This window comes from Rhizobium sp. 05N430 (assembly GCF_056396985.1).
Genome location: NZ_JBFTMO010000014.1, coordinates 62,204 through 75,513, shown reverse-complemented (window position 1 = coordinate 75,513; position 13,310 = coordinate 62,204). Strand labels below are relative to the sequence as shown.

Here is a 13,310-nt window from a genome sequence, read left to right as displayed (position 1 = left end):
TCAACAGAATTGTTTTCTGTTTGGTTAACGCGGAACAGGAGAGAAACATGCGCCTCACAATCCTTGCCGCCGCCCTGCTTTCGGCCCAGGCCGCTATTGCCGCAGACACCGGCCCCGCCCGCATCGTCGATGCGGCCGTGGGCGATTGGAACGGCGATGGGAAGCCCGATCTGGCTTTGCTTGCCGAGGCTGCAGCGGATGCCGAAGACGATCAGCTCGGCATCTACATCTATCTGCGCGACGACCACGATCTGCTGCGGCTTGCGGCCAGCGCACCTGGCAAGATCTGGGGCAGCACGGCTGTGGACGGGATCTACGGCCAGGAGCCGTCGATCAAGGCCGCCGGAAAATCGTCGATCGCCGTCCATTCGCAGAACAGCGCCATCGGCCGGGACCGCTGGGAGCAGACGCTGACGCTCGCCTATCGCAACGGCCAGTTCGTCGTCGCCGGCTATACCTACAGCGATTACGACACGCTCGACCCGGATGCCGGCGGCACCTGCGACTACAATGCACTGACGGGCAAATTGCAAAAAGCCGGCAAGGATCAGACATCGGAGCCGCGCGTTATCGCCATTACCGACTGGAAGGACGAAACCGGCCAGTCGATCTGCGGCAACTGACATATGTTCTCTTTTTGTTCTTTACAAATATCGTGGCGTCTGCGAGACATATCGCAGGAGGCGCGGCATGTATCTCACTCTCTTGAACGACTTCATCGTCGAGGCAAAATCGCAGACCTATGTCGGCGGCGGGGCAAAAATCGCTGCCTGCCGGCCGGGATCGCAGGATATCGGCTATGAACGCGGCGAATGGCGCTATCTCGACAGCTATTTCGGCGGCACCGATTTCGCCGGCCAGGAGACAGTCTGGCTGAACGGCGAGCCCGTCTGGGCGATGAACTACTTCGGCCATATCATCGAGCCGCGGCTGATCGACGGTAGCCGCGCCGGGGCCGTGATCAAGGCAGCGCTCTCGGCGCTTTATGGCGGTGAAAAACGCTTTCTCGGCGGCATGGAATATGAGCACGAGTTCGGCCTCTATATCGACCGAAGCGAGGGCGATTGCGGGCATTTCCGCGGCATGGAGATGATTGTCGTCGAAGAACGGCGCGCTTACGAGCTCGATTATCGCGGCGGCCTGATCCGCCTTTAGAATTCGACGACCTTGCCGTCGGTGATCGTCACACGGCGGTCCATGCGCGCGGCAAGATCGTGGTTATGCGTGGCGATCAGGGCAGCGAGACCGGACTGGCGAACCAGCGCTTCCAGCGCGTCGAAGACGTAGTTGGCGGTTTCCGGGTCGAGATTGCCGGTCGGCTCGTCAGCGAGAAGCAGGCTCGGCGCGTTGGCAACTGCGCGGGCGATCGCCACGCGCTGCTGCTCGCCGCCGGAGAGCTCGCCCGGGCGATGAGAACCGCGATGGCCAATGCGCATGTAATCGAGCAGCTGCTGGGCGCGCGCGGCAGCTTCCTTGCGCGCCAGGCCTGAGATCATCTGCGGCATCATGATGTTTTCCTGCGCCGAGAATTCCGGCAGCAGGTGATGGAACTGATAGACGAAGCCGATCTCGCTGCGGCGGATCGCGGTGCGCTTGTCATCGGAGAGCCCGTTGCAGGCATGGCCGTTGATGCTGACCTCGCCCTCGTCAGGATGCTCCAGCAGACCCGCCAGATGCAGCAGCGTCGATTTGCCGGTGCCCGATGGTGCAACGAGCGCGACGATTTCGCCGCTATGCAGCGTGAAATCGGCGCCCTTCAAGATCGAGAGCACCGTATCGCCCTGCCCGTAGTGACGCTCGACGCCGGAAAGCTTGAGAACGACATTGCGTTTCATGGAGTTCAGCATTCCTTATTCGTAGCGTAGCGCTTGCACCGGATCGAGGCGCGAGGCGCGCCAGGCCGGGAAGATGGTCGCAAGGAAGGACAGCGTCAGCGCCATGATCACGACGGACGTGGTCTCGCTGACGCTCATCTGTGCCGGGAGCTGGCTGAGGAAATAGAGCTGCGGATTGAAGAGAATGGTGCCGGTAATCCAGGAGAAGAACTGGCGGATCGACTCGATATTGATGCAGACGACGACGCCGAGCAGAACGCCTGCCAGCGTACCGACGATGCCGATTGCGGCGCCGGTCATGAAGAAGATGCGCATGATGGCACCGGAGCTGGCGCCCATGGTGCGCAGGATGGCGATATCGCTGCCCTTGTCCTTCACCAGCATGATCAGGCCGGAGATGATGTTCAGCGCCGCGACCAGAACGATCAGCGTCAGGATCATGAACATGACATTGCGCTCGACCTGTAGCGCGGAGAAGAAGGTCTGGTTGCGCTGGCGCCAGTCGGTGATGGCGATCTGGCGGCCAGCGGCAGCCTCCACCTTCGGCCTCAGATTGTCGATATCATCGGGATTATTGGCGAAGAGCTCGATCGACTGCACCAGCCCTTCCGAATTGAAATAGAGCTGCGCCTCCTCGAGCGGCATGTAAATGATGGCGGAATCATATTCCGACATGCCGATCTCGAAGATGCCTGAGATGGTGTAGGACTTGACGCGCGGATTGACGCCCATCGGCGTCACATCGCCTTCCGGCGAAATCAGCGTGATCGTATCGCCGGCCTGCAGCCCCAACTGGTTGGCCATGCCGGAGCCGATCAACACGCCCTGCCCGGACATGAAGCCGACCAGATCGCCGGACTTGATGTTGTCGGAGACGGTTTTCAGCTTGGTCAGATCTTCTGAGCGAATACCGCGCACCAGCGCACCGCTGCCCGCCCCCCCCTGGCCTGACGCCAGCGTCTGGCCCTCGACCAGCGGCAGCGCCATGCGGATACCGGGCACAGCGGCGAATTTCTCCGTCAGTGCCGCATAATCGGTGAAAGGCGCATCGACCGGCTGGACGATCATGTGGCCATTGATGCCCAAGATGCGGGAGATCAGCTCGGTGCGGAAACCGTTCATGACCGCCATGACGATGATCAGCGTTGCGACGCCGAGCATGATGCCGACGAAGGAGAAGCCGGCGATCACCGAAATGAAGGCTTCTTTGCGCCGGGCGCGCAGATAGCGCCAGGCGACCATGCGTTCGAAGGTGGAAAATGGCTTACTCGCCGAACCGAAACCGGATTTGGAACCCCGCTGGTCCACTGCTGCGTCTGCCATTTCGCCTCCGATATCAGCCCAAGAGCTTGTTGATCGCCGCGTCGATCGTCATCGTTTCGCGGGCGCCCGTCTTGCGGTCCTTGACTTCGACTTCGCCGTTCGCGACCGCACGCGGGCCGGCAATGATCTGAACCGGAACACCGATCAGGTCTGCCGTCGCGAACTTCGTTCCGGCGCGATCGTCGGTATCGTCATAAAGGACGTCCTTGCCGGCCTTGGAGAGCGCGGCATAGATCTTTTCGCAGGCGCTGTCGCAAGCGGCGTCGCCGGCCTTCATGTTGATCACGATCGCATCGAACGGCGCGACGGAGGCCGGCCAGATGATTCCGTTCTCATCATGCGATGCTTCGATGATGGCGGGAACAAGGCGTGTCGGGCCGATGCCGTAAGAACCCATGTGAACATTGTGTTCCTTGCCGTCGGGTCCCTGCACCTTGGCGCCCATCGGGTCGGAATATTTCGTGCCGAAATAGAAGATATGACCGACTTCGATGCCGCGCGCGGAGAGCCTGTCGCTCTCGGGGATGGCGTCGAAAGCGGCTTCGTCATGCATTTCCGAGGTGGCGGCGTAGACCGACGTCCATTTCTTGAAGATCGCATCCAGACCGGCGACGTCGTCGAAATCGGTATCGACAGAGGGGATGTCGAAATTCACGAAGTCCTTGTGGCTGTAGACTTCGGATTCTCCGGTGTCGGCCAGGATGATGAATTCGTGGCTGAGATCGCCGCCGATCGGGCCGGTATCGGCCCGCATCGGAATGGCACGCAGGCCGAGACGATCGAAGGTGCGCAGATAGGCGGCGAACATCTTCTTATAGGAGTGCTCGGCGCCTTCGCGCGTCAGGTCGAAGGAATAGGCATCCTTCATCATGAACTCGCGCGAGCGCATGGTGCCGAAACGTGGACGGATCTCGTCGCGGAACTTCAGCTGGATGTGATAGAGGTTCAGCGGCAGGTCCTTGTAGGACTTGACGTAGGACCGGAAGATGTCGGTGACCATCTCTTCGTTGGTCGGGCCGTAGAGCATCGGACGGTCCTGGCGGTCCTTGATGCGCAGCATTTCCTTGCCATAGGCGTCGTAGCGGCCGCTTTCCTGCCAGAGCTCGGCAGACTGCAGCGTCGGCATCGATAGTTCGATGGCGCCGGAGCGGTTCTGCTCCTCGCGGATGATATTGTTGACCTTGTCGAGGACGCGCTTGCCGAGCGGCAGCCAGGAATAGATGCCCTGCGACTGCTGGCGGATCATGCCGGCGCGCAGCATCAGCCGGTGGGAGACGATTTCCGCCTCCTTGGGGTTTTCCTTCAGGATAGGCAGGAAGTAGCGGGACAGACGCATGACGGATTCCAGAGCAGTTGGGATTCCACATCAATCGCGGAATCGACGGCAATCGTTAACAGTGGCAGCGTTCATATCTGCTTCGCAGCCGGAAAGAAACCCGCGCGATACGCAAGCAGCCTTCCGCAGACGCAAGTTAGCGTCCGGAAAACGCGAATGCAGAAAAAATCGCGTGTTTATAAGGGCTTGCATCAAAATCTTGTCAACAGGAATTTTTTACCCGACTGTAGCAAAAATGCAAAAAAAGCTGGTGACAAAGCCCATTCTTTGAGCTAGTTTCAGCTCACAAAACAGGCAAGGAGATAAATTCTTGCCAACTCGCGGTCAAGTCTTGGGAGGATCAGATCTTAGGCGCGCTTGTCGCAGCCCCGGTAACGGTTACGGATCACGCGATACTTAAAACAAGGCTTTTAGCCTTGTTTTTTTTTGGTTTTTCAGCCCCTTCCCTCACGTGAACACCAGAGAATTGACGTTGCGGCAGATGCTCTTGCCGCCGCGTGAGCTCTTTGCATCATCTTGATGACAGCCGTATGACGGCATTTCCTCGACAGCTAACACATATGCTCAAAGATTGAGCAAAAGCCCTATTCGATATTGAAGGCCGGGCCGATCTGCGGCAGGGCGTCGAACCCCCAGCCGAAGTAGGTCGACGAGAAGTACCAAGCGCCGTAGACGATCGCCGAAACCACCGTCGTCGTCGAGAATACGAAGAGCGCGCGGAAGCGCGTCGGCGCACTTGGAATGGTGYCGAGCACCACCTCGTTGTCATCCGCCTGCGTGCGCAGACCGATCGGCAGGACGGCGAAAAGCGTGATCCACCAGACGATGAAATAGACGGCGAAGCCCTGTAAGAAAATCTGCAGCATGGTGGGTTCCAAATCGCGTTACGACCATCGCAACGCTGCGCCTTATAGAGTGGATTGGCGCGAAGCTCAAATCACGCCGCGCGCTCAGCTGGGGAATAGGTCACTCTGCCGCAGCAGACTTAAACCTGCTCGAGTTCGATCAGCGTCCCGAAGAAATCCTTGGGATGCAAGAACAACACTGGCTTGCCATGGGCGCCGGTTTTCGGTTCGCCGTTGCCCAGCACCCTCGCCCCTGATGTCAGCAACTGGTCACGGGCAGCAATGATATCCGCCACCTCGTAGCAGATATGGTGCATGCCGCCGGCAGGGTTCTTTTCGAGGAAGGCTGCGATCGGCGAAGCATCGCCGAGCGGCTCCAGCAGTTCGACCTTGGTATTCTCGAGCTCGACAAAGACGACGGTGACGCCGTGGTCAGGCAGGGCCTGCGGCTGTGATACCCTGGCACCCAGGGTATCACGATAGCTGGCGCTGGCCGCAGCGAGATCGGGGACGGCAAGCGCGATGTGATTGACGCGGCCGAGCATAAGGTCAGACCTTGCTGAGGAAGACAGTCACAACCGGCTTCTTGCCCCAGGCATGGTTTGCGGCAGAGCGCACGGCGCGGCGCGCGGCCTCCTGCACCATGTCCAGATCCTTGCGGCGGGCGCGCGGAATGCTCTCGATGGCGCCGACGACGGCGTCATAAAGCGTATCCTCGAGTTCATCGCCTTCGTCGTCGTAGACAGGCAGGCCGATGGCCACGACATCCGGCTCGCCGATGATGTCGAAGCGGCTGTCCAGCAGCACGTTGACGGCAACATGGCCGACATAGGAGAGCTTCTTGCGATCGCCGATGCCCATTTCCTCGAAATCGCCGATCAGCGAGCCGTCCTTGTAGATCCGGCCATGCGGCGCTTCGTCGATAACCTGGGCCGGACCCGGCGCCAGGCGCAGCACGTCGCCGTTACGCACACGGGGAACGCTTGCGATGCCCGACTGTTCGGCCAATTCCTTGTGCGCCGTCAGATGCGTTGCCTCGCCGTGCACAGGCACGAGAATCTTCGGCCGCACCAGCTGGTACATCTTCTGCAGTTCGTTGCGGCGCGGATGGCCGGAGACATGAACCAGCGCTTCGCTGTCAGTGATGATGTGAATGCCCTGCTCGACGAGGCCGTTCTTGATGTCCTGAATGGCTTTCTCGTTGCCGGGAATGGCGCGCGAGGAGAAGACCACGATATCGCCGGCGGCCAGTGCCACATTGCGCATCTCGTCCCGCGACAGCTTGGCGAGCGCTGCGCGCGGCTCGCCCTGGCTGCCGGTCAGGATGACCACGACCTTGTCACGCGGGATATAGCCGTATTCGTCTTCGGCGATGAACGGCTTGACGCCTTCCATCAGGCCCAGCTCGCGGGAGACATCGACGACACGCTTCAGCGAACTACCGAGCAGCAGGATCTCGCGGCCGGCGGCTTCTGCTGCCTCGGCGACGGTACGGATACGGCCGACATTCGAGGAGAATGTGGTGATCGCCACGCGTCCTTCGGCATTCTCGATGATCTTGCGCAGGCTGGCGGAAACATCCTTTTCGGATGGCGAGACACCATCGCGCAGCGCGTTGGTGGAATCGCACATCAGCGCCAGGACGCCTTCGTCGCCGAGTTGGCGGAAGCGGGTCTCGTCGGTCAACGGCCCGAGCGACGGCTCGTGGTCGATCTTCCAGTCACCGGTATGGATGACATTACCGAGCGGCGTGCGGATCATCAGCGACATAGGCTCGGGGATCGAGTGGTTGACGGCGACGCCTTCGATGCTGAAGGGGCCGACATTGATCGTATCGCCCGCCTTGAAGATCGTCACCGGCACTTCGCCGATCGCGTCCTTCTCGAAATTGCGCTTGGCTTCGAGAAGCCCGGCCGTGAACGGCGAGGCGTAGACCGGGACGTTCAGGCCCGGCCAGAGATCGGCCAGTGCACCGTAGTGGTCTTCGTGGGCATGGGTGATGATGATGGCCTTGAGGCTCTTTCGCTCCTTGGCGAGAAAGCGGATATCGGGGAGCACCAGATCGACACCCGGCAGATCGGGACCCGGGAAGGTCACGCCGCAATCGACCATGATCCACTGGCGATGATCCGCGGGGCCGTAGCCGTACAGCGCGAGATTCATGCCGATCTCGCCGACGCCGCCCAGCGGAAGAAATACCAGTTCGTCCTGTTTCGCCATTAGGTCCTACTATCCAAAGAAAACATCACCGGCAGCGATCTGCAGTATCCTGCCTGCGCCGGTATCGAGCATCAACAGCCCATTATCATCAATTCCGGCGAATTGGCCGGAAATCGACCTGTCCGGCAAATTCACCGTAATCTTCTCGCCAATGCCGCAGGCGACATCGCGCCAGCGCGCGGTAATCTCCCGGATGCCGCGGCCCTCGTTCCAGATATCCAGAACCTCGGCCATCGAGGCATAGAGATGGGCAAACAGTTCCTCAGGGGAAGCCCTGCCGCCCTGTTCCCTGATGCAGGTCACCGGATACATCGGATTGTCGGGCATGACGGAGACATTGATACCGATGCCGATCACCAGCGCATAGCGGCCATCCGGCAGCTGCTCGCCCTCGACGAGGATGCCGCAGGTCTTCTTGCGGCCGATCAGAATGTCGTTCGGCCACTTGACTTCGAGCGGCTCGGCGGCCGGCGGCAGCACCATGCGAACGGCCTGATGCACGGCGACGGCAATCGCCAGCGGCAGAGAGCCCATGCGCTCCATCGGCGCCGGATCGATCAGAAGAAGAGAGGCGTAGAGATTGCCGGGTTCGGAAACCCAGGGGCGTCCACGGCGGCCGCGGCCGCCGGTCTGCCTGACGGCGGTCACCCAGAGGAGGCCGCTGTCCCCTGCCCGGGCCCGGGCAAGGCATTCCGTGTTGGTCGACGGGGTCTCCGGCAGCGCTTCATGCCGGAAATCGCCGAGCGATATCCGGCGGCGCATGGGAGACACCATCAGAACAGCGTCGCTGCCGCGAGCTCAGCCGCACCGCCGATCGGACCGCCGATGAGAACATAGGCGAGAACGAACAGGCCGGAGAGACCGTAGACCAGCTTGAGAGCGCCGGAGACGCGAGCAAACTCACCCTTGGCTTCATCGAACCACATCAGCTTGATGACGCGCAGATAGTAGTAAGCGCCGACGACGGAGGCGAGCACGCCGATGATCGCCAGCGCATAGAGCTTGGCTTCGATGGCGGCGACGAAGACGAAGTACTTCGCGAAGAAGCCTGCCATCGGCGGAATGCCGGCCAGCGAGAACATCAGGATCGTCAGCACGGTCGCCATGAACGGGTTGGTGCTGGAGAGGCCCGCGAGATCATCGATGCCTTCGACGACGGTGCCATCCTTGCGGCGCATCGACATGATGATCGCGAAGGAGCCGAGCGTCATCACCATGTAGATGACCATGTAGAGCATGACGCCGGAGACGCCCGTCTGGTTGCCGGCGGCGAGGCCGACCAGCGCATAGCCCATGTGACCGATCGACGAATAGGCCATCAGTCGCTTGATGTTCTTCTGGCCGATCGCGGCAAAGGAACCGAGCAGCATCGAGGCGATCGAGATGAAGACGACGACCTGCTGCCAGTCCGCCATGATCGGCTGGAAGGCGGTGATGACGATGCGGGTCATCATGGCCATGGCGGCAACCTTCGGGGCGCTGGCGAGGAAGGCGGTGACCGGGGTCGGTGCACCCTCGTAAACGTCAGGCGTCCACATGTGGAACGGCACGGCCGAGATCTTGAAGGCGATACCGGCGAGGATGAAGACCAGACCGAAGATCAGGCCCAACGACCGCGCACCTTCGACATTCAGCGCCTGGGCGATGTCGGCGAAATGCGTGTGGCCGGTGAAGCCGTAGACCAGCGACATGCCGTAGAGCAGCATGCCCGAGGAGAGCGCGCCGAGGACGAAATACTTTAGGCCGGCTTCGGTCGACTTGACGCTGTCGCGGTTGATCGCAGCGACGACATAGATCGCCAGCGACTGCAGCTCGAGGCCGAGATAGAGAGCGATCAGGTCGTTTGCCGAGATCATCAGCATGATGCCGAGCGTGCAGAGCACGAGGAGAACCGGGAACTCGAACTTGTCGAGCTGGTTTTCCTTGGCAAGGCCGAGCGACATGAACAGCGCCACGAAGGAGCCGGTCAACGCCGTAACCTTCATGAAGCGGGAGAAGCCGTCCGCCTGATACACACCGCCGAAGGCAAGGCCCGTGGACGGGATGAAGATCAGCCAGAGCGCCGAGGCGGCAAACAGGATCATGGCGAGCACGCTCACCATGCGCCCGGAACGCTCGCCCGCAAAGACGCCGATCATCAGAAGGACAAGGGCGCCTACCGCGAGGATCAGCTCCGGCGCGGCGAGATGCAGACTTGCAAGAATGGTTTCAGCGGTCATGTCCAAATAGTCCCGTCATCAATTCATCGAAAGCGCAACGTTCTGCGCTGCGTGTACGGCGGCCGTATAGTTATTCACCAGCAGATCCACCGAAGCGGCCGTCGCATCGAAGACCGGTGCCGGATAGACACCGAAGAGGATGGTCAGCGCAATCAGCGGGTAGAGCAGCAGCTGCTCACGCGGCGACAGATCGAGAAGCGCCTTCAGCTTTTCCTTCTCCAGCGCACCGAAGATCACGCGGCGATAGAGCCACAGAGCGTAGGCGGCCGAAAGGATGACACCGGTGGCAGCAAACAGCGCAACCCAGGTGTTGGCACGGAAGACGCCGATCAGGGTGAGGAATTCGCCGATGAAGCCGGAGGTGCCGGGAAGACCGACATTGGCCATGGTGAAGACCATCATCGCCACTGCGTATTTCGGCATGTTGTTGACGAGGCCGCCATAGGCCGCGATCTCGCGGGTATGGGTACGGTCGTAGACAACGCCGACGCAGAGGAAGAGCGCGCCCGAGACGATGCCGTGCGACAGCATCTGAAAGATCGAGCCCTGAACGCCCTGCATGTTGGCGGCAAAGATGCCCATGGTGACATAGCCCATGTGCGCCACCGACGAATAGGCGATCAGCTTCTTGATGTCGTTCTGCATCATCGCCACCAGCGAGGTGTAGATGATGGCGATGACCGACAAGGCAAAAACCATCGGCGCGAAGAAATCGGACGCCACCGGGAACATGCCGAGCGAGAAGCGGATCAGGCCGTAGCCGCCGAGCTTCAGGAGCACGCCTGCCAGGATGACGGAGCCAGCCGTCGGGGCCTGAACGTGCGCATCGGGAAGCCAGGTGTGGACGGGCCACATCGGCATCTTCACCGCGAATGAGGCGAAGAAGGCCAGCCATAACCACGTCTGCATCTGCGGCGGGAACTTGTAGGCGAGCAGCGCCGAGATATCGGTCGTGCCGGCCTGCCAGTACATTGCCATGATGGCGAGCAGCATCAGCACAGAGCCAAGCAGCGTGTAGAGGAAGAACTTGTAGCTTGCATAGACGCGGTTCGCGCCGCCCCAGACGCCGATGATCAGGAACATCGGGATCAGGCCTGCTTCGAAGAACACGTAGAACAGCACGATATCGAGCGACACGAAGACACCGACCATCATCACTTCGAGGATGAGGAAGGCGATCATGTATTCCTTCAGGCGCTTCTCGACCGAGAGCCAGCTGGCCAGCACGCAGAAGGGCATGAGGAAGGTCGACAGGATGACGAAAAGCATCGAGATGCCGTCGACACCGACGTGATAGCCGATGCCGGTGCCGAGCCAGGCGTGCTTCTCGATCATCTGGAATCCCGGATTGGCGTTATCGAAGCCGATCCAGATCAGAAGCGACAGCAGGAACGTGACGATGGTCGTGAACAACGAGATGTTGAGCACGTTCCGGCGGCCGTTCGGGCCGTTTTCATTCATCAGCAGCAGAAGCACCACGCCGACCAGCGGCAGGAAGGTGACCGTTGTAAGAATAGGCCAATCGGTCATCAGAAGGAACTCCCGAGCATCATCCAGGTAACGAGCGCTGCAATGCCGATCAGCATCGCGAAGGCGTAGTGATAGAGGTAACCGGTCTGCAGGCGGACCACGCGGTTCGTCACATCGACGACGCGGGCGGCAATGCCGTTCGGACCGTAGGTATCGATGACGCCGACATCGCCCTTCTGCCACAGGAACTTGCCAAGAGCCTTGGCCGAGCGGACGAAGAGGAAGTCGTAGAGTTCGTCGAAGTACCACTTGTTCAAGAGGAACTGGTAGAGCACGCGATGCTGCTGGGCGAGAACCCGCGGCGTCGAAGGCGACTTGATGTACATGTACCAGGCGATCACGAAGCCGACGACCATGGCAATGAACGGGCTCAGAGCCACCAGAGCCGGAACGTGATGGAAGTGTTCCAGCAGCTCGTTCTCCTTGGAGGTGAACAGCGCCCCCTTCCAGAACTCGGCATATTCTTCGCCGTAGAAGCGGCCTTCGAAGAGGAAGCCTGCGAAGACGGCGCCGATCGCGAGGATATAGAGCGGCACCAGCATGACCTGCGGCGATTCATGGACGTGATGCATGACTTCGTGGGAAGCGCGCGGCTTGCCGAAGAAGGTCATGAAGATCAGGCGCCAGGAATAGAAGCTGGTGAACAGCGCGGCGATGACGAGCATCGTGAAGGCGAAGCCTGCGGCCGGCGAATGCGACGCGTAGGCAGCTTCGATGATGACGTCCTTCGAGAAGAAGCCTGCAAAGCCGAACGGCGTGAAAGGAATGCCGACGCCGGTGATGGCGAGCGTGCCGATCATCATCATCCAGAACGTTACCTTGATGTGCGGACGCAGGCCGCCCATGTAACGCATGTCCTGTTCGCCATCGACGGCGTGGATAACCGAACCGGCGCAAAGGAACAGCAGAGCCTTGAAGAAGGCGTGCGTAAAGAGATGGAAGATCGCCGCGCCATAGGCCCCTACTCCGAGCGCCACGAACATGTAGCCGAGCTGCGAGCAGGTGGAATAGGCGATGACGCGCTTGATGTCGTTCTGGACCAGACCGACCGTTGCCGCGAAGAAGGCGGTGATCGCGCCGATAATGGTGACGACGGTCAGGGCATCATGCGACAGTTCGAACAGCGGTGACATGCGGGCGACGAGGAAGACACCGGCGGTAACCATGGTTGCGGCATGAATGAGCGCCGAAACCGGGGTCGGGCCTTCCATCGCGTCCGGGAGCCAGGTGTGCAGCAGGAACTGCGCCGACTTACCCATGGCGCCCATGAACAGCAGCAGGCAGACGGCCGTCAGCGCATGCGTCTTGTCGAGCTGCATGCCGAAGAGGTTCAGAACCACTTCGCTGGCAGCTTCCGCACCTTCATGCGGCGCGAAGTTCGCTGCGTTAGCGAAGATCGTGTCGAAGTTGATGGCGCCGAACAGCACGAAGACACCGGCAATGCCGAGCACGAAGCCGAAGTCACCGACGCGGTTGACGATGAAGGCCTTCATCGCGGCTGCCGAAGCGGACGGCTTCTTGAACCAGAAGCCGATCAAGAGATACGAGGCCAGACCCACGCCTTCCCAGCCGAAGAACATCTGCAGCAGGTTGTCGGAGGTCACCAGCATCAGCATGGCGAAGGTGAAGAGCGACAGATAGGCGAAGAAACGCGGGCGATGCGGATCATGATGCATGTATCCGATCGAGTAGATGTGCACCAGCGTCGAGACCGTGTTGACGACGATCAGCATGACGGAGGTGAGCGTATCGATGCGCAGCGACCAGGAGACGTCGATGCCGCCGGACTGGATCCAGCGCAGCACTTCCACCTTGATGGCGCCTTCCGGATGGCCGAGCGCCACCGTGAAGAACACATACCAGGAGAGAGCGGCGGTGATGATCATCAGGCCGCTGGTGACGTATTCCGATGCCTTGGCGCCGATCGCGCGGCCGAAAAGGCCGGCAATGATCGCGCCGATCAAGGGAAGAAAGACGATAGCCTTATAGAGGAACATGAGCC

The 13,310-nt window shown here is 60.6% G+C and carries 12 protein-coding genes; 2 read left to right on the top strand and 10 right to left on the bottom strand.

The window, feature by feature from the left end; genetic code table 11:
* Positions 1-47: 47 nt before the first annotated feature.
* Together AC1DJO_RS23585 and AC1DJO_RS23580 are read left to right on the top strand one after the other, a co-directional pair.
* Positions 48-623, top strand: coding sequence for a hypothetical protein (locus AC1DJO_RS23585; RefSeq protein ID WP_477973172.1), 576 nt, complete (start codon positions 48-50; stop codon positions 621-623).
* A 67-nt stretch (positions 624-690) separates the two neighbouring features.
* The gene (locus AC1DJO_RS23580) at positions 691-1,155 is read left to right on the top strand and encodes a DUF5680 domain-containing protein (protein ID WP_477973170.1); all 465 of its coding nucleotides are present in this window, start codon (positions 691-693) and stop codon (positions 1,153-1,155) included.
* Here the strand turns inward: AC1DJO_RS23580 and AC1DJO_RS23575 are convergent.
* The 10 genes from AC1DJO_RS23575 to nuoL all read right to left on the bottom strand — a co-directional run bounded on the left by AC1DJO_RS23575 (position 1,152) and on the right by nuoL (position 13,305).
* Entirely contained in the window at positions 1,152-1,835 is a 684-nt protein-coding gene (locus AC1DJO_RS23575) for an ABC transporter ATP-binding protein (protein ID WP_477973168.1), read from the bottom strand. The two genes, AC1DJO_RS23580 and AC1DJO_RS23575, sit on opposite strands and share 4 nt — an antisense overlap.
* A gap of 15 nt (positions 1,836-1,850) precedes the next feature.
* Positions 1,851-3,158 (bottom strand): lipoprotein-releasing ABC transporter permease subunit, encoded by a 1,308-nt coding sequence (locus AC1DJO_RS23570; RefSeq protein WP_112389688.1) that lies wholly within the window; start codon positions 3,156-3,158, stop codon positions 1,851-1,853.
* A gap of 13 nt (positions 3,159-3,171) precedes the next feature.
* A complete protein-coding gene (gene proS, locus AC1DJO_RS23565) occupies positions 3,172-4,494 on the bottom strand; it encodes a proline--tRNA ligase (RefSeq protein ID WP_112389687.1) in 1,323 nt (440 codons plus the stop codon).
* Between the two features lie 584 nt (positions 4,495-5,078).
* Positions 5,079-5,360 carry a DUF1467 family protein gene (locus AC1DJO_RS23560; protein WP_477973166.1) on the bottom strand — a complete coding sequence of 94 codons (282 nt, stop codon included), beginning with the start codon at positions 5,358-5,360 and terminating at the stop codon, positions 5,079-5,081.
* Between the two features lie 119 nt (positions 5,361-5,479).
* Complete coding sequence (gene mce / locus AC1DJO_RS23555; RefSeq protein WP_477942101.1) at positions 5,480-5,884, bottom strand: methylmalonyl-CoA epimerase; 405 nt, start codon at positions 5,882-5,884, stop codon at positions 5,480-5,482.
* A gap of 4 nt (positions 5,885-5,888) precedes the next feature.
* Entirely contained in the window at positions 5,889-7,559 is a 1,671-nt protein-coding gene (locus AC1DJO_RS23550) for a ribonuclease J (protein ID WP_112389684.1), read from the bottom strand.
* 9 nt (positions 7,560-7,568) lie between these two features.
* Positions 7,569-8,333 carry a biotin--[acetyl-CoA-carboxylase] ligase gene (locus AC1DJO_RS23545; RefSeq protein ID WP_112537412.1) on the bottom strand — a complete coding sequence of 255 codons (765 nt, stop codon included), beginning with the start codon at positions 8,331-8,333 and terminating at the stop codon, positions 7,569-7,571.
* Entirely contained in the window at positions 8,333-9,778 is a 1,446-nt protein-coding gene (gene nuoN, locus AC1DJO_RS23540) for an NADH-quinone oxidoreductase subunit NuoN (protein WP_112389751.1), read from the bottom strand. Before nuoN ends, AC1DJO_RS23545 begins: the two co-directional genes overlap by 1 nt.
* Before the next feature lie 18 nt (positions 9,779-9,796).
* Complete coding sequence (locus tag AC1DJO_RS23535; RefSeq protein WP_477973164.1) at positions 9,797-11,308, bottom strand: NADH-quinone oxidoreductase subunit M; 1,512 nt, start codon at positions 11,306-11,308, stop codon at positions 9,797-9,799.
* Positions 11,308-13,305: an NADH-quinone oxidoreductase subunit L gene (gene nuoL / locus AC1DJO_RS23530; RefSeq protein WP_112516957.1), complete on the bottom strand. Its 1,998-nt coding sequence runs from the start codon at positions 13,303-13,305 to the stop codon at positions 11,308-11,310. The genes AC1DJO_RS23535 and nuoL overlap by 1 nt, the downstream gene beginning before the upstream one ends.
* Positions 13,306-13,310 lie beyond the last annotated feature (5 nt).